At 44.9% G+C, this 17,209-nt stretch carries 12 protein-coding genes and 2 pseudogenes; 5 read left to right on the top strand and 9 right to left on the bottom strand.

Annotation, left to right across the window (positions count from 1 at the left end; genetic code table 11):
• Positions 1-72: 72 nt before the first annotated feature.
• Together AOQ57_RS03450 and AOQ57_RS03445 are read left to right on the top strand one after the other, a co-directional pair.
• Positions 73-609, top strand: a pseudogene (locus AOQ57_RS03450) (Na+/H+ antiporter NhaC family protein); the annotation flags it as partial.
• 452 nt (positions 610-1,061) lie between these two features.
• Positions 1,062-2,189 carry a PTS sugar transporter subunit IIC gene (locus AOQ57_RS03445; protein ID WP_093625235.1) on the top strand — a complete coding sequence of 376 codons (1,128 nt, stop codon included), beginning with the start codon at positions 1,062-1,064 and terminating at the stop codon, positions 2,187-2,189.
• Positions 2,190-2,267: 78 nt separating this feature from the next.
• Here AOQ57_RS03445 and AOQ57_RS03440 read toward each other — a convergent pair whose 3' ends face one another.
• From AOQ57_RS03440 to AOQ57_RS03430, 3 genes are all read right to left on the bottom strand, one after another.
• Positions 2,268-3,755: a glycoside hydrolase family 1 protein gene (locus AOQ57_RS03440; protein ID WP_093625233.1), complete on the bottom strand. Its 1,488-nt coding sequence runs from the start codon at positions 3,753-3,755 to the stop codon at positions 2,268-2,270.
• A 36-nt stretch (positions 3,756-3,791) separates the two neighbouring features.
• Positions 3,792-5,780 carry a beta-glucoside-specific PTS transporter subunit IIABC gene (locus AOQ57_RS03435; RefSeq protein ID WP_093625231.1) on the bottom strand — a complete coding sequence of 663 codons (1,989 nt, stop codon included), beginning with the start codon at positions 5,778-5,780 and terminating at the stop codon, positions 3,792-3,794.
• A 116-nt stretch (positions 5,781-5,896) separates the two neighbouring features.
• On the bottom strand, positions 5,897-6,742 hold the full coding sequence (locus AOQ57_RS03430) for a PRD domain-containing protein (protein WP_093625229.1): 846 nt from the start codon (positions 6,740-6,742) through the stop codon (positions 5,897-5,899).
• Between the two features lie 422 nt (positions 6,743-7,164).
• Between AOQ57_RS03430 and bsh the strand changes: the two genes are divergently transcribed.
• The 3 genes from bsh (at position 7,165) to AOQ57_RS03415 (ending at position 9,900) form a co-directional block, all read left to right on the top strand.
• Positions 7,165-8,145, top strand: a complete 981-nt coding sequence (gene bsh, locus AOQ57_RS03425) for a choloylglycine hydrolase (RefSeq protein WP_093625227.1) — start codon at positions 7,165-7,167, stop codon at positions 8,143-8,145.
• Positions 8,146-8,479: 334 nt separating this feature from the next.
• On the top strand, positions 8,480-8,953 hold the full coding sequence (locus AOQ57_RS03420) for a restriction endonuclease subunit S domain-containing protein (protein WP_235788998.1): 474 nt from the start codon (positions 8,480-8,482) through the stop codon (positions 8,951-8,953).
• 17 nt (positions 8,954-8,970) lie between these two features.
• Positions 8,971-9,900: a site-specific integrase gene (locus tag AOQ57_RS03415; RefSeq protein ID WP_093625223.1), complete on the top strand. Its 930-nt coding sequence runs from the start codon at positions 8,971-8,973 to the stop codon at positions 9,898-9,900.
• Positions 9,901-9,903: 3 nt separating this feature from the next.
• Here the strand turns inward: AOQ57_RS03415 and AOQ57_RS03410 are convergent.
• The 6 genes and pseudogenes from AOQ57_RS03410 to AOQ57_RS08180 form a co-directional block, all read right to left on the bottom strand.
• A pseudogene (locus AOQ57_RS03410) lies at positions 9,904-10,341 on the bottom strand (restriction endonuclease subunit S); the annotation flags it as partial.
• Between the two features lie 64 nt (positions 10,342-10,405).
• The gene (locus tag AOQ57_RS03405) at positions 10,406-12,001 is read right to left on the bottom strand and encodes a type I restriction-modification system subunit M (protein ID WP_093625219.1); all 1,596 of its coding nucleotides are present in this window, start codon (positions 11,999-12,001) and stop codon (positions 10,406-10,408) included.
• A 21-nt stretch (positions 12,002-12,022) separates the two neighbouring features.
• Complete coding sequence (locus tag AOQ57_RS03400; protein WP_093625217.1) at positions 12,023-12,613, bottom strand: restriction endonuclease subunit S; 591 nt, start codon at positions 12,611-12,613, stop codon at positions 12,023-12,025.
• Positions 12,614-12,649: 36 nt separating this feature from the next.
• The gene (locus AOQ57_RS03395; RefSeq protein ID WP_093625215.1) at positions 12,650-15,847 is read right to left on the bottom strand and encodes a type I restriction endonuclease subunit R; all 3,198 of its coding nucleotides are present in this window, start codon (positions 15,845-15,847) and stop codon (positions 12,650-12,652) included.
• Positions 15,835-16,413, bottom strand: a complete 579-nt coding sequence (locus tag AOQ57_RS03390; protein ID WP_093625213.1) for a restriction endonuclease subunit S — start codon at positions 16,411-16,413, stop codon at positions 15,835-15,837. The genes AOQ57_RS03395 and AOQ57_RS03390 overlap by 13 nt, the downstream gene beginning before the upstream one ends.
• Before the next feature lie 354 nt (positions 16,414-16,767).
• Positions 16,768-16,920 (bottom strand): hypothetical protein, encoded by a 153-nt coding sequence (locus AOQ57_RS08180; RefSeq protein WP_157686478.1) that lies wholly within the window; start codon positions 16,918-16,920, stop codon positions 16,768-16,770.
• Positions 16,921-17,209 lie beyond the last annotated feature (289 nt).

Below are 17,209 nucleotides of genomic sequence, written 5' to 3'. Positions count from 1 at the left end.
AAAAAAGAAGCACCGTAGGTGCTTGAGTGGGGGCTTTCCTCCCATCACTAAAGTGACGGGTATCCAACCCATAATATATCAATGAACGGTTACGTCGCCCACACCCCTAACAAAACGATCAACCTTCTCTTGTCAAAGGGAGGCATCAGTAGCATGCTGGCGTCGCTTTCGCTGATCATCTTCGCCCTGTCTTTGGGAGGCTTGCTGATCAAGTTCCACGTCATCGGGGTGATCGTTGATAAGGTTGAAGAAAACGTTAAGGACTTAGGCGGTTTAACCATGGCCACCGCCCTAACTTGTATCGGGGTCAACCTGCTGGTTGGGGAACACTACCTAGCCATCATCTTACCCGGTGAATCCTTCAAGGCCGCCTTTGACCACCATCACCTCCCCCGGGAGCTAATGACCCGAGTCTTAAACGACGTTGGGGCCGCCGTTAATGCCATCGTGCCCTGGAGCGTCTCGGGAGTCTTCATTGGCGCAACCCTGCAAGTTAGCCCGCTAAACTTCATCCCCTTTGCCTTCTTCCCGTTCATCGTCACCATCCTGGCGGTTCTAATGGGCTTCGTGAAGGCCGGGGCAGCCACCGACGGGTCCCGAACTAAATAAGGGCTGTTAATATTAATTAAATAATATTGATTGCTCCGTCACCTTCCTGTCACGGCTTGCCTGCCCCAGATTTGTTCGGGGCGCTAACGTAATTTCTGAGGAACTTACTAGCTCAATTCCCAATTTTTCTTTTTTTCGCGGGTTGCAAAATTAAAAAACGATGTTAAGATTAGAAACTGTTAAGAAATAATCAATTGACCGGAAGGGGTGTTCAACATGCTAGTCATTATTATTATTGGGTTACTACTAGACCTAGTCTTAATTATTACCACTGGCCTAACTGAATACCCCGGTTCTAAGCCTTCCCCCCAATTGGCGCTTAAAAGCGCCCGGTTGTGAGGTAACGTTGAGCTCAATTTGATTAGAGTTTTATGAGACTCGGGGTTTTAACCAAACCCGGAGTCTTTTTTGTTCCCACCAGCATGATGTCTAAAGATTAGGAGATGACCCCAATGGAGCAAGCAAGCAATGCCCGCACCGCCGCGATGAAGACCGTTGACGTTCAAGAAGCCAAGAAAACCGTCCGTGACTACGCCTACAACATTTCAGCCGCAATTGCCAATGCCATCCTGGTGACCCTGGGGATGGGGCTATTAATGCAGACCGTAGCCAGCTTTGTTCACTGGCAACCGCTTTATGAAGCCGGAACCCTTGCCCAGGACCTGCTCGCCCCGGCCCTGGGGTTGGCGGTCGCCTCCCAGCTGGAAGTCACCACCTTGGTTACCTTCTCAACCATCATTTCCGCCACCGTGGCCGCCAACGCCGTTTCCTTTGTTCAAACGGCCAGCACCGCTACGGCCATCCAGTCCGTGGGGGGCACCGCCCATCCGCTGGCGGTCGGCAACGCCGTCTTCTCGACCGGGCAACCCGTGTCCGCCGTGGCCGCGGCCCTGTTTGCCGCCCTCTTGGGAAAGTGGCTGTCTGGTAAGACCCCGCTAGACATGGTCTTGGTACCAATGGTGGTTACCTTTGCCGGCACCCTCGTCGGCTTCGCCCTGGCCGCCGTGGTGACGCCAGCCTTGACCGCCCTGAGTGCCTGGATCGCCGCTTCCATCAAGGTGAACACGGTCTTTGGCTCCATGTGCATCTCCGCCGTTTGGGCCATCTTCTTGATGACGCCGGCTTCTTCAGCGGCCCTGGCCGTGGCCTTGACCCTGGACCCGATCTCCGCGGCGGCCGCCGCCATCGGGACGACCGCCCAGTTCGTTGGCTTCACGGCCATGTCCTACCGGCAAAACACCCTGGGCGGGAACATTGCTCAGTTTGTGGTAACGCCGAAGGTTCAATTCCCCAACTTGATCGTTAACCCCTGGCAAATGGTTCCGCCGCTGGTTGCCGCTATCGTCTGCGCGCCCTTGGCGACCACCCTTTCCGGCCTGCGGGCAGCCTACACGGTTGGGGGGCTGGGGATGAACTCCTTCATCGCCCCGCTCTACTTCTGGGGCCAGGGCACTGGCCAATTCATCGCCTACATGCTGTGGGGCGTAGCGGCTCCGGCCATCATCTCCGTGGTGCTCTTCCAGGTCATGAAACGCTTCGGCCTGGTCCGGGATAACGAACTGCACTTAGACATCATTTAAATTAACTCACTAAAAAAGAGAAGGCGTGGGGTTCACGCCTTCTCTTTTTGGTCTCGCCACTATCAGGGCGCCCGACCGTTAATTATGCTCTTCTTCTAAGTTCGCACCGTTGGTTGCGATCACCTTTTGGTACCAGTAGAAGGAATCCTTTGGCATCCGGTGCAAGTCACCGTTCCCCTGGTCATCTCGATCAACGTAAATGAAGCCGTAACGCTTGGACATTTGTCCCGTCCCCGCGGAGACACAATCGATGCAGCCCCAGGTGGTGTATGCTTGAACGTCAACACCGTTATCAATGGCCTTGCTGATGACCTGCAGGTGCTGCTTCAGGTAGTCAATACGGTAGTCGTCGTGAATCTTGCCGTCTTCGGCGATCTTATCCACGGCCCCGAGCCCGTTTTCGACAACCATGATCGGAATCTCGTAGCGATCGTACATGACTTCCAGGTAGTACTGGAGACCGGTTGGGTCAGTCGCCCAGCCCCACTCGGAGTAGTTTAGGTACGGATTCTTGACCCCGGCCGCGAAGTTACCGCCCACCTTGTCCTTGGTTTCGTGGGTCGTGACGACGTTGGACATGTAGTACGAGAAGGTGTACATGTCCACTTTTCCCTCTAACATCTCCTTCTTGTCTTCTTCGGTGATGTCCAAGTGAACATTGTGTTCGGCCCACAGGCGCTTGGCAAAGGTTGGGTAATACCCCTTGGCCTGGGCATCCCCGCAGTAAAAGATCATTTGTTCCATCATATAGCGGTTGGCCAAAACGTCCTTCGGGTCGGGCGTCAGCGGGTAGTCAACCACCCCGCAGATCATGTTACCGACCACGTAGTTCGGGTCAATTTGGTGCGCCAGCTTAACGGCCCGGGCACTGGCCACAAACTGGTAGTGTAGCTTTTGGTAGGCGTGCTGGTAGACCTTGTCATCCGTGACGTTGTTGCCGAAACTGTTAAGCATCAGCAGGGCGGAGTTGATTTCGTTGAAGGTCAGCCAGTACTTAACCAGCCCCTTGTATTCTTCAAATAAGACCTTGGCGTACTTGACGTACATATCGATCATTTCACGGTCTTGCCAGTCGTTGTACTTTTCACTTAGGTAGAGGGGATCTTCGTAGTGCGAGATCGTAACTAACGGCTCAATCCCGTACTTCTTGCACTCCTCGAAGACCCGGCGGTAGAAGTCGAGTCCGGCTTGGTTTGGCTCTGCTTCATCCCCCTTAGGGAAGATCCGGGTCCAGGCAATCGAGGTCCGGAAGGTCTTGAAGCCCATTTCGGCAAACAGCTTGATGTCTTCCTTGTAGTGGTGATAGAAGTCAATGGCCACGTGGTTTGGGTAGTAGGCCGCCGGGTCAATCGCCCCCGTGGCCCCCTTAGGTAGCCCGGCCCCCGGCACGGCTGGAGTTGCTTGAAGCTTCCCGTCTAGGTTGTAGGTCAGCATCCGGGAGTGCTCCACGCTCCCGGCCGTGGTGATGTCGGTAACCGAAAGCCCCTTGCCATCGACATCATATGCACCTTCAACTTGGTTCGCAGCGACAGCGCCGCCCCATAAGAAATTCTTTGGAAATGACATGTTTTTAATTCCTTTCTGTTTCCCCTGGTTTCAAATCTAGTTTGCGTTTAGTTGTGGGTTAGCAACCAGGTCCTGCGTGAGTTGGTCCACCGCTTGCGGTTGCAGGTCTAAAAGCTTATCGCCGGTCTTCACCTCCCCAGTGGCCACCTGGCTAACCTTGCCAAAGTCCTTTGAATTGGTGATTACAATCGGCGTGGTAACGGTGTAGCCAGCCTCCTTGATGGCCGCCAGGTCAAACTTGACCAGCGGATCGCCGGCACTTACCATTTGCCCCTTTTGCACCAGGGTTTCAAAGCCCTTCCCCTGCAGGTTAACCGTGTCCATCCCGATGTGGATTAAAAGTTCAGCGCCCTGACTTGATTTTAAACCGATTGCATGCCCAGTGGCAAAGGTCATGACCACCTGGCCGTCAACCGGCGCACAGAGCAGGCCGTTGGTTGGTTCAATGGCTACTCCCTGGCCCATCGCCCCGCTAGAAAAGACCTCATCGTCAACTTCGGCCAGCGGGATAACCGTCCCGTCCAGAGGACTAACTACCGTGGCTCCTTGAACTGCCCCGCCGTCAGCCAAGATGGCTTCCTTTTGGGCCTGCTTTTCATTAAATTCTTGATCCACGTACTTCTTACCAAAGAGGATTTGCAGAAGGAAACCGACGATGAAGGCGATCACGGCGGCAACAATCACTCCGACTACTTGGATGACAACCATTCCATCCGGGTTAACGTACGCCGGAATGGCGAAGACCCCCATCGATGGGAGCATGTACAGGCGGGAACCAAAGGCCCCAATCACGCCACCGCTGACGGCCCCGGCAATACAACTCAAGACAAACGGAACCTTCCGCGGTAGGGTAACCCCGTAAATCGATGGTTCGGTTACCCCGAAGAGCCCGGAGAAGAAGGCCCCGATGGCGTTCTTCTTAAGGGATGGGTCCTTAGTCTGACGAATGATGGCTAAGACAACCCCGATCTGAGCGTAGCAGACCATGCAAGTTAAACCAAGGATCGGGTCGTAGCCCAGCGAAGCCAGGTCGGCCGTGGTGACCGCCACGATTCCCCAGTGCACCCCGAAGATAACGAGGATTTGCCAAACGGCCCCCATCAAAATCCCGGCGACAATCGGACTGAAGCCGTAAACGGCAGCCATTACGGCCCCAATGGCGTCCCCAACCCAGGTGGTAATTGGCCCAATCACGATTAAAGTGACCGGCAGGGTGATAACCATCGTAATTACCGGAACGATAAAGGTCTTGATCACGGTTGGAACCCAGCGGTTGGCCCAGTGTTCAATGACTGAGCCGAACCAGACGGCGGCAATGACCGGGAGCACCGTCGAGGTGTACGACATCGTCACCACCGGAATCCCCAGGAAGGTGGTATGGATTTCCGAGGCAAAGGCGGTTCCCTTAAACAGGGTCCCTAAAACCGTCTTGCTGGATGCTAAAGCAACGATGTTCGGGTAGGTTAGAACCGCCCCGATCGCTAGCCCGATAAACTGGTTCATTCGGAACCGCCGGGCCGTCGTAACCCCTAAGAAGACCGGCAAGAAGTAGAAGATGCTGTCCCCAATGGAGTAGAGAATCTGGTAAGTCCCGGACCTTGTGGATAGCCAACCAAAGGCCGCAAACATGACCACGAGCCCCTTAATGATCCCCCCGGCACTCAGCGGCCCCAGGATGTCGGTAAAGATCCCGGAAATAAGGGCGATCGCTTTATTCATAAAGCTGGTGTCATCTTCTTCACCGTCGTCATCAGCCACTTCGCCCCCACCGGGAAGGTGCCCTTCCTTTAAGACCGCCTCGTAAACATCGGCGACCTCATTGCCAATCACAACTTGGTACTGGCCCGCCGCCTTAACAACGGTAACCACCCCATCGGTGTTCTTTAAATCATCATCATTAGCCTTGCTGACGTCCTTGAGCTTGAAGCGCAGCCGCGTTGTACAGTGAGTAACGTTGTTAATGTTTTTGCTGCCGCCGACTCCCTTTAAGATCGTCTTGGCAAGCGCCGTGTAATTCTTAGCCATTTTTTGACCCCCTTTTACTAAGAAAACCCAAGTCACCAAAGTTCTCCCACGGTGGGAGTGCTTCAGCAACTTGGGTTCTTGCCTAATCGAATTAGTAACACACCTAAGTAGTCTGATTAATGATCCTGTCTTGATGTTACCCGGAAGATGTGGAGGACCAGGTAGAACTTATCGTCGGAATTAAGGGTCCACCCCATCTTAGCGTGTAAGTAAGTAGCGATTCGCTCAGCAGTTTCATAAGCCCGGGTGTACTTGACCTTCATGAAGGACAGCAACGACGGATCGAGTTTTTCGCGTTGCTGCTGCTTTTGGTGTTTGATCAAGCGCACCAACAAGACCCGCAAGTGCGTAATAAAACGACTGTAACTGAATGATTCGGTATCTAGGGTTAACTGGTATTGGAACTGGATAATGCTGATAATCCCCGTGATCAACTGCGCGATCTGCTCCGTTTCTTGAAGCTGAACATCGTTTGATTCCGCGTTTACCATGTGGTAGGTCATTAAGACGACCTCGCTTTCCGGTAACTTAACGTTCAAATCGTTGTTAATCAGCTCCACCACTTGAGTTGCCACCGCGTATTCCTTGGGGAACAAGTTCTGAACTTCCCAGCGATTGTTCGCCGCATTTAGATCGATATGGTCCCGTACCCGGGTGAGCGCAAAATCGATGTGATCGGCTAACGCTAGGTAGTTGAAATCATTGAACTTCACCTGAAGGAGGGGCTCAACCAGCCGAACAATCTTATTAGTCACATCGATCGTTTGCGAGTTAATTTGTTTGACCTGGTTGATTTCCTCTTCCCGGTTCGCCGGGATGAACCGGCGTTCAATTTTTTCAGCGGGAACTTGGTCACCGCTTTTTAAGCCAAATCCAATTCCTTTGCCTAAGACAACCTCCTCTTGGCCCTCATCGTTTCGAATCAGGGCGGCACTATTATTAAAACTCTTTATGAAAATCATTGACCCATCACCTGGCATTGTTTTACAAAGAAAAAAGCTACTATAAGACAATATACGCCATTTCTGGTGAAATTACCTTGATAGTAGCTTAGACCTGATCGGATCAGTAATCCGCTTACTTACAATTGTAATTATACATAACGGTGTAAGCGCTGTCAATCATAATCGTTACTTTTTCTTTAGGGACTTAATCTATTTGGTCAATCGCCTTGCTAAGGATTAGTTAATTACCCAACGGTTGTAAGGTTGCGCTTTCTTACAGGCGATACTTAAAGAAACGGCCTCAACAGAATCACTTATCCATGATAATAAGTTCTGATTTATTTAAATATTCTATTTAATGCTTGTTTTGAACAATCGCTTGCACTAGAATGATGGTCGTAAATAATATTTTACATATATGTGTAAAGGAGTGATGGCTAATGTGTACTGCAGTAACCTATACCGCTGGAGACCACTACTTTGGTCGGAATTTGGATTTGGAAATTTCTTATGGTGAAAAAGTTACGATTACGCCGCGTAATTTTCCACTGACTTTCCGCAAGATGCCAACGCTTGAACACCACTATGCCATGATTGGTATGGCCACAACAGTTGACAACTATCCACTCTACTTTGATGCCACGAACGAAAAGGGCTTGAGCATGGCCGGCTTGAACTACCCGGGCAACGCTGATTACAAGCCGCTGGCAGAAGATAAGGATAACGTAACGCCTTTTGAATTCATCCCGTGGATTTTGGGCCAATGCGCAACCTTGGATGAAGCAAAGGTTCTATTAAACAAGATTAACCTGGTTAAGATCAACTTTAATGACCAGTTCCCGCTTTCCCCACTGCACTGGATGATGGGTGAAACGGCTTCTGAAAAGACCTTGACGATTGAATGCGATCGCGACGGGCTGCATGTTTATGACAACCCGGTTGGTGTGTTGACCAACAACCCGCAATTCGACAAGCAGCTGTTTAACTTAAACAACTACCAATTCTTGAGCCCACAGCAGCCTGAAAACAAGTTCAGTCAAAACGTGGACCTTGATAACTACAGCCGTGGCCTCGGAACGCGGGGTCTGCCAGGCGGGATGGACTCAATGTCACGCTTTGTTAAGGTTGCCTTTACCAAGCTCAACGCACCTAAGGGCGAAAGCGAGAGTGAAAACGTGGGTAACTTCTTCCACATTTCACACTCTGTTGAGCAACAAAAGAACCTGGATGGCGTCGAAAACAACCAATTCGAGTTTACGATCTACTCATCCTGTGTCAACGCCGATCGTGGTATCTACTACTACACGACCTACAACAACAACCAGATCAATGCCGTTGATATGCACAAGACTGACCTGGACGGCCAAGAGTTAGTTGACTACGCTTTGGCAGACGACCAAAACATCAACTGGCAAAATTAAAACGCCGTAAAATTAACAATCTAAACTAAAAACCACTTGGAAATCGATAAAGGATTTTCCAAGTGGTTTTTGATTTGGGGCGGTTTTATGGTGGTGTTATGGAATGTGGGATCTTTTAATTTTAAAACCGCTTAAGGGAAATAGTTTATTCTTGATATTACTTTAATCAATACGGTAAAAATGCTTTAGCTTTATCTGTTTCAATAATATAATACCTGACCGACGTCTAATAAACTTAAGATCTCTTAGTAAGATTACTTACATTATCTATCATGAACATAATGCCGCTTGGGAACAGCGAAAGTTAGGTGACATCGTTGAATTTTATTCTGGATTGACATATTCTCCAGATAACGTTCAAGAAGAAGGTACGTTTGTACTACGTTCTTCAAATGTCAAAAATGGTGAGATTGTTGATGCGGATAATGTCTACGTTTCACATGATATTGTTAATTCTTCAAATGTGCAAGAAGGCGATATTATCGTTGTCGTTCGGAATGGATCTAAGAATTTGATTGGTAAACATGGCCAAATTAAGCGCCAAATGGACAATACCGTCATTGGTGCATTTATGACTGGGATTCGCTCTGAGACACCAGATTTCACCAATGCGATGTTGGACACTCAACAATTCACCATTGAAATCAACAAGAACCTTGGAGCCACAATCAACCAAATCACAACTGGTTCATTCAGAAAGATGGCGTTCGTTGTTTCAACAAATGTTGAAGAGCGAAAAGCTGTTGGGACATTCTTCCGAAGCATTGATAACCTCATCACCCTTCATCAGCGTAAGCCAAATACCTGAATGGGAGGTCTTTAGTAATGACTAAAAGTGATTTTACAAGTGATAGTTTTTTTAAGGACTATTTTGAATATTGGATTAAATTATACAAGGATGGTGCAGTTCGACAAGTCACTCTCGAAAAATATAAAAATAACTATCAACACTTAGCATATATTTTACCGGATTTAAAAATGAAAGATTTTGACCGAAATATATATCAAGAGTTACTAAATAAGTATGCTGAAACTCATGAACGCCAAACAGTTATTGATTTTCATCACCAAGTTAAAGGAGCAATTTTAGATGCAGTCGATGATGGATTAATCGATAGGGATCCTACACGAAAGGCAATTTTTAAGGGAAAGACTCCTAGAGAAAAGAAAAAAAAGTACCTAAATCAGTTTGAGCTCCATAGTTTATTGGAAGACTTAAATTTAGGTACTTCGATAAATTGGGATTGGTTAATTCTGCTGATTGCGAAAACTGGGTTAAGGTTTTCAGAAGCTTTAGGACTAACACCAGCAGACTTTGATTTTGCACGGCAAACGATATCTGTGAATAAAACATGGGATTATAAAACTAACACTGGTTTTCAGCCAACTAAAAATCGTAGTTCCATCAGAAAAGTTCAAATGGATTGGCAACTAGGGATGCAGTTTCAGCAATTAATTAGAGAACTTGATGAGGACAAACCGATTTTTGTTAAAGGGGCTGTTTGCAATTCAACACCTAATAAATGGCTTACTCGTCATTGTCGTAATTGCCAAATTCCAGAAATTTCATTACACGGGTTACGTCACACTCATGCTTCTTTATTAATGTTTGCAGGTGTGTCAATTGCCAGTGTCTCCAGAAGATTAGGTCACTCATCAATTACGACGACTCAAAAGGTTTATATGCATATTATCAATGAGTTGGAAAATCAGGATAACGACTTGGTAATGAGATATTTGTCTAGTTTAAGTTAAGAACTATCTATTTGGCTTACGCTGATGAAGGGCGATGAGGATGTCGAAGTGCGAAAAAATAGAACCTATTTTCTTTTGCTCTTCATAGTTTGGTGTAAGTACTGAAACAGAATTAATTGTTGTTTTAGATAAGCTAGGAACACCAGTTGACTCATCATACTTTTTCCAATGAATACGTTGAAAAGTATAATTTACAAAATTTAAGTCGTAATGCTCTTTGGGTACTGAATAAAATAAAGTGTCGACAGTCCAAAATGGAGCCCTAAGTAAATATGGTTTATCAATTGTACCTTTTCGACCAATACCTATGGCATCCTCATTTTCAGAAAGTGCTTTATCTACACTAAGCATATAGCCACCAGTACCATACACAGGAATATTACCTTCATGAAGATGTTTATAGTCACGTCCACTTCTTACATCTACTACATCACCCAACTTTCGCTGTTCCCAAGCGTAATCAAAAAAGTGGGCTCTAGCATCAGCTAAAGTCCACTTTAAACGTTTAAACCCCTAAAATCTTTAGTTGTTCATTAATCTCAGCTTCTAATTGCTTAATTTCTTCATCGTCTTCGGCCAAGAGTTTCTTTACTTCTTGCAAATCAACCGGTGGCTCTTCTTCAAAAGTATCGACATACCGCGGGATATTCAGATTAAAGTCATTTTCTTTAATTTCATCTAATGATGCCACATGTGCGAACTTATCAACATTCTTGCGCTCACGATAAGTTTCAATAATCTTGTTGATATTTTCGGCAGTTAGCCTATTTTGATTTTTATCCTTTTCGAATTCTTTAGAGGCATCAATAAAGAGAATATCCTTGTTCTGGCGATTCTTCTTAAATACCAAAACCACAGTAGGGATACTTGTTCCATAGAATAGGTTCGCTGGTAAGCCAATTACTGTATCGAGATAATTCTTTTCAATAATTGTTTGACGAATTTTTTCCTCTGCACCACCCCGGAATAAGACTCCGTGTGGAAGTACAATCGCCATCGTCCCCTCATTTTTTAAGTGGTACAAGCTATGTAAGACAAATGCATAATCCGCCTTGGAAGCAGGTGCTAATCGACCATAATCACTAAAACGAGGATCTTTTAACTTTGACTTGTCATTGTCCCACTTTGCCGAATATGGTGGGTTAGCAACAACCGCATCGAATGAACGCGGATGGTCGATACCCTGAGCATCCGGTCCATCAGGCCAATCCGTTTCCAAAGTATCTTCGTTATTCAACGTCATGTTGCTATAAGCAACACCGTGCATCATTAAGTTCATTCGTGCTAAGTTGTAGGTCGTCGTGTTCAATTCTTGACCAAAGTACTTAATCGCACCAGAACTTGCATCATGTGGTAATTCATTCCCAACGGTTAACAGTAACGAACCTGACCCCATCGTCGGGTCATAAACACTGAATGTCTTGTCAGTTTCTGTTATACCATCAGTCACAATCTTAGCCAAAACTTGACTAACCTCGTGTGGCGTATAAAATTCCCCACCCTTTTTACCGGCAGAAGCCGCGAATTGGCCAATTAAGTATTCATAAATTTCACCAAGGAGGTCCTTACCACTGTCATCCTTGAATTCCATCTCGTTAACGAGCTTAACCATAGCATTCAATGACTTCGCACGAGCCGTTGTGGACGCCCCGAGCCGTGAATCACCTAAGTTAACATCGTTAAAAACGCCTTTGAAGTCCTGGTGTGATTCTGAGTTCAATTCCGTATTTTTATTGAAATCATCAAAAATATCCTGGTAATCACTTGGAATAATTTCTGAATTCTGAATCCTTTCAACTAAGCTGGCCCAAGTATCCTTTGGCTCAATGGCGTAACCAAGTGATCGAGAAATGTCTTCAAGGTAGTCTCCTAAATCATCTCCAGAAGCTTCTTGCTTGTATGCTTCGTTGGCGGTCATCCCGTGTGGAACATCAATCACGTTGTTAGTTACCAGGTATTCTTCCTGACGTTCGGATAGGTACCGGTAGAACATAAATGCAAGAATATAGTTCTTATATTCATTAGCATCCATGTTCCCACGAAGTTCGTTGGCCATTGTCCATAGTTTACCGGTCATTGATTGTGTTGTATTTTTAGTCATTTTATGTTCTCCTTAATTTTCTTAAACAAATAGCTGCTGTAACAAACCTTTTTTAAGTTGCTTTAAGTGGTCAAGCTTACGCTGATGAAGGGCGATGAGGGAGTCTATATTAGAAAGAAATACGCCAATTTTCTCTTGTTCTTCTTTTGTATTGGGAATACTAAAAACCGTGTTTGAAACGAGATTCCAATCAGAACGTGGCATTTTAGAACCAGATGATAGATTGGCAATATTATCATACTTTTTGGTTTGAATTAGATAGTATAGGAAGTTCTTGCTTATCTTAATAGGTTTAAGAACCCACCAATCACCTACAGCCACCCCTTTAAATGATGCATTAAGCCAGTTGTGGAGATATGGACGTAATTTCCCATAAAGAACATTTGTATCATCGAATTCGATACCCTTTTTCTTAGTCTTTTTAGTGCTGATATCTTTATTCAAGTTTCCTTGGTTAGGAATAATATCATCATATTCAACACTTGGTATGCTAGAAGTTGATTCAATTTGTTTGGACTCTCGATTAGCTATATTTCCAAACTTCCGCTGTTCCCAATCATCAGTGAAACCTGGGAATCTAAGCTGCGGTACCCGTCTTATTTTTTTGTCCATCGGACTCTCCTTTGTTCGTGTTCTTAACTTTCTTAACTACAATACGTCAATCATATGGTCGGCCAATTTATAGATTGCGTTCCGCAAGCCATTGCGATACTTGATCCTCGACAGCTGTTGAACATTTTTGTCTAAGGAAAGCTCCTTGTAACTTGCTGAAGCGTGTGTCAAAAGATCTTGAATTTGTCCCGTATCATCTAGATCTTGCTTTTCCAACTTATGACGACTAAACAATTCACGCATTTGATCGTTGTTCCACAAATCAGTAATCCCCCACTTGGTTCTGAATTGCAGCAACTTCCGATCCAGGTTTATATTATTAGCGTCGCGAATAATTGTATCGCTATTTTTCAATTTCACTGGGTATTTTAAGTCTGTCTCGGCCGGTGGATAGTTACCATCCAAAATTTCGGAAGAAGCATTGATAATTTGCTTTGCATAGTTCCGATCTTCCAAACCATTCGCAAATTGTTTGATCTGGTTATGTGTATCTTGAGCAGCATCAACTTCGCCATCGTGAACCTGGTTCAACAATTGTTCTACTAATTCCGTCAAGTAGTCATAATTAACTTTGACGTCCTTAATATGAACTAACTTTAATTCCAACTGTTGAACATTGATTCCCTTCTTACCAGCAATATGTTCCTTTAATTCGTTGGTTAGAACAGTGGTTAACATTGTTTCTTGTTCCGGACTCATCCCCAGTTTTTCGATTAACTGGTCCGGATTGTCATAATCAAACCCCATCTCCTCGCTATCCTCTTCCTTTGGATCAAACTGCTTCAACTTTGCAATGCCGGAGTTGTAGTGACGTAACAAATCGAACATCTTGTCCTTATCTTTTTCGGAAGGTGGCAACTGAACAAAGTCACTGGTTAATTGATTAAGCTCCTCTACTACCTGCTTAATTTCTTCAAATAAAACCTTAAACTTAGGTGCCGTAATGCCATCACTGGTATTTTGACGTTTCCGTTCTTCATCACTTAAGTTTGCAGAATTCCGGTTAGCGTACGTTGCCAATGCATTGTTCATCAATTGCTCATTATGGTGTGGCCACCGGTAGTTAATAATCCGGCCCCATGGCTTTTCTTGCATATCAGCAATCCGATTTGTCCTAGAATATGCCTGGATTAAAGCCGCCCCTTTCAGAGTCCGATCAATATAAAGCGTATTGAGCTCTGGTGCATCAAAACCGGTTAGTAGCTGGTCAACAACGATAACCAGGTCCAGATAGTCGCCATCCTGAGCAGTTTTATTCAACCGGCTAGTGACATCCTGAGTATATCCAGCCACATCGTCCAGACCATAGCTAGTACCAAATTGATCGTTGTAGGCATTGATTGCATGTGACAAATTTTCGTTAGTCTGAATCATGCTATCACTATTATTAGTGCTTTGACTAAACGTTACCGCAACCTTTAGAACTAGCCCACCGTTTTTGGCATGCTCATGGTTGACCCGCTGGAATTCATTAAAGTACATCATTGCCATCGGCGTACTTGCCTTGTTACCGCCGACATGGGTCGTAAATAAGGCATTATACTTGCCATCATTGGATCGGTTCCGCCAGTTTTTGAAAATATCTTCCACAACTAAGCGAACATGTTCTGGATTCTCATCGTAAAAACTCGGCTTAATGGCATCATCCATATCTTCATCATTTAGATTTCCAATCTTTTTATCGATCTTTTTTTGATCCCACGTTGGGTGCAGTTCCTGGTAAAACTTCGGTAAGTAATCTCGCTTCATCGTTTCATCATCAATTGTGGTTTCAAAATCAACCTTAAACCCTAAGACATTACGATCAGCGATTGCTTCCCGAATCGTATAGGCATGCAAAAGTGGGCCAAAAATATCCTCAGTACGTAAACTCTTAGTTGTATCGTCAAACATTGGCGTCCCACTGTAACCGACCCAAGCTGCGCGTTTAAAGGCCTTCTGGATACTCTCAAAGCCTTCTCCACCTGTTGAGCGGTGGGCTTCGTCAACGATAAAGACAATATTCCTATCCGGTGACTTAAATGATTTTCTCTTTACCAGTGTTTCCAACTTTTGTACAGAAGTCACAATGATGCCATCATCTTTAGACCGTAGCTGCTTGCTGAGGTCTCGCGTTCGTTTCGTATCACGAACACTACCTAAATTCTGTTCGTCGGCATCAGGATCGTAAGCACGGTAATTTTCGAATGTTTGCTGCGTTAAGGCGATCCGATCAACAACAAACACAACCTTATCAATTTTCGGCATCCGACTTGCTAACCACGCCGTTTTAAAGCTAGTAATCGTCTTACCGGATCCTGTTGTGTGCCAAACGTAACCAACCTTATTGGTCCCCATATCAAAGTCGACATGCTTAAGCCGATTGATAACCTCTTGAGTGGCATAAACCTGGTAAGGCCGCATCACCTTCAGCATCTGTTTATTCTTCGTCCCATCTAGAATCATATAATTGGTGGCCATCTGATGGGCCATCGGAATCGACAGCACTGAATCGGCAAACTCTTTCCAATTGCGAACTACCTGATTGTTCTCTTTCCGCTGCCAGTTGAACGCAAAATCCTTATTAAACTTGTCCGCCGTTGTATTGGCCATGTACTTGGCGTTGTTAGGAGTAATTCCCACTAAGATTTGCAATGTGGAGAAAATGTCGTGATATTGATTTTCCAGAATATATTGGTGCATTTGATTTAAGGCTTCATCCACATCATGTGTATCACGTTTTTCTTCAATCTGAATAATTGGTAAGCCGTTAATAAGAAGTGTGGTATCAAAGCGACGATTTGGTTTCCCAGCGATCAGGGCTGGACGTTCGATCTGGTTAACAATTTGATAGACCGTGTCACCAGCCCCAATCTTCTTTTGATCAAATACTGTTAGAAAAACATGCCGCCCATCATCAAGGTCAACCTCGAGTTGAGAAACCCCATTAAGGCCGTATAAGAATTGACCAGCTAGGTACGGTGTTTTCAAATTAGAGATGGCTTGCTTAACCTGATTAAATTCTACTGTGGAGAGTTCGTGATTAAGTGTATTTTGATTATGTTGTTCCAGAATTTTTTTGAAGTTATCCCAGAGTTGGTCAGTAGTTTTTATGTCGGGTTTATACTGCCAAAGTTTGGACTTAATAATGTAACTATCTACTTCTTCACCTAACTTATTTGAGACATTCGAAGTAGCGATCGCACCCGTCGACAGATATTGAATCAAATCATTTTCAAACACTAATTCTTCCATTTTAAGTTAATCTCCCTTAATTGTCCGCGTCTCAGTATCATTTCGTTACGAGCTATCCGCTCCTTCAATGCCTGTATTCGCAATTGATTGATATATATTTGACCAATTGCCTGTTGTTTATCTACTGGTGGCAATTTTTTGATCTTTAGCTCTCGTAATAGGGTAACGGTATACTTCATTACCTGAGATCCTTGCAAACCACGCCAAAATTGCTTTTGAATATCCGGATCTTCATTTAAAAGGTAAACAAGGTATGTCGAATCAATTTTTTTCGATGGTGTAAGTACAACATAGTTTTGCGTATACAAGTACCCCGCATGTGTTTGGCTAACCAGCGATGCCTTCCCCGACACCAAACTGAAAACTATATCCCCAGTCTTTAGTTGCATTACTTGCTTGATTGTTCGAATCGTTTTTGGTGAACCATTGGATTCTACCCCTTCTAAATCGGCTTCCAACTCATCTTGTCCATATATTTTGTAGACTGGTGCTGATCTGGACTCCGCCATTTGTATTCGTGACGCTGGTACTCCAACCGATAAATCTACTAAATTTGTTATTTTCATTTTCCCACCGTACCTTCGATAAATTACATTTAAATACATTCGATGATTACATTATACAGCCACTCCAAAATTCGTCAAGCTTTATTTGTAATTTTGCTAGATTACAAATAAAAAGATTGCAAAGAGTACGATTACGATAAAAATATCGCTTGCCTGTTCTTCTGCATCTATTAAATAGACACACTAAAAGGAATAGCTCGATGATTTGTAAGATAACTTTATCTTTGTTATATCAGCGTTTCTCCAAATTTTGGCAATAAAAAATGGACCCTAAGTGTAAAAAAATAACTCCACACTAAGGACCCATTTCAATCTTCAATCAAGTCCGTCATGACACATTTTAGTTTGCTTTCTTTAGAACTGTAACGCTCTCTCCACTTGTTTGTTGAAACTGGATCCATCGGAAATTGGCTTGGCAATCTGATTACCCTGTTCGGTAAAGTATTGTAAATCACGAATCAGATCGGCCGGGTTGTAGGAGGCATGGATGATCTTCTTCAGCACCATTATCGATACTGGCTAGTCAAAAAACACCATCTTCCAACGCCACATGAAGTGTACGTTCAAAGATGGTGAATAAAGTTAAAATTTATAGTATCCAGCTAGTTTGGCTATAATCCCCTTAAGGGTAGTAAATTTAAAATCTAAAACTTGTTATCGTTAGGGGGTATTTTGCTAAACTATTCAACGTTAGCTAAGCTCCGACTCCTAAGTGATTACACGGCCAAAGAAACCATCCAAGCCTTTGAATTGGTAAAAAACAAGTGGGGATAATGGCCCTTAATCCATACAGATC

This window comes from Limosilactobacillus gorillae (genome assembly GCF_001293735.1).
GTDB classification, from domain to species: Bacteria; Bacillota; Bacilli; order Lactobacillales; family Lactobacillaceae; genus Limosilactobacillus; species Limosilactobacillus gorillae.
The sequence above is the reverse complement of the archived record's forward strand: the minus strand, read 5'-3'. Positions and strand labels throughout refer to the sequence as shown.

Coding starts and splice junctions, on each gene's coding strand:
- AOQ57_RS03445 (WP_093625235.1), top strand. CDS start 1,062: ATGGAGCAAGCAAGCAATGCCCGCACCGCCGCGATGAAGACCGTTGAC.
- AOQ57_RS03440 (WP_093625233.1), bottom strand. CDS start 3,755: ATGTCATTTCCAAAGAATTTCTTATGGGGCGGCGCTGTCGCTGCGAAC.
- AOQ57_RS03435 (WP_093625231.1), bottom strand. CDS start 5,780: ATGGCTAAGAATTACACGGCGCTTGCCAAGACGATCTTAAAGGGAGTC.
- AOQ57_RS03430 (WP_093625229.1), bottom strand. CDS start 6,742: ATGATTTTCATAAAGAGTTTTAATAATAGTGCCGCCCTGATTCGAAAC.
- bsh (WP_093625227.1), top strand. CDS start 7,165: ATGTGTACTGCAGTAACCTATACCGCTGGAGACCACTACTTTGGTCGG.
- AOQ57_RS03415 (WP_093625223.1), top strand. CDS start 8,971: ATGACTAAAAGTGATTTTACAAGTGATAGTTTTTTTAAGGACTATTTT.
- AOQ57_RS03405 (WP_093625219.1), bottom strand. CDS start 12,001: ATGACTAAAAATACAACACAATCAATGACCGGTAAACTATGGACAATG.
- AOQ57_RS03400 (WP_093625217.1), bottom strand. CDS start 12,613: ATGGACAAAAAAATAAGACGGGTACCGCAGCTTAGATTCCCAGGTTTC.
- AOQ57_RS03395 (WP_093625215.1), bottom strand. CDS start 15,847: ATGGAAGAATTAGTGTTTGAAAATGATTTGATTCAATATCTGTCGACG.
- AOQ57_RS03390 (WP_093625213.1), bottom strand. CDS start 16,413: ATGAAAATAACAAATTTAGTAGATTTATCGGTTGGAGTACCAGCGTCA.
- AOQ57_RS08180 (WP_157686478.1), bottom strand. CDS start 16,920: ATGGTGCTGAAGAAGATCATCCATGCCTCCTACAACCCGGCCGATCTG.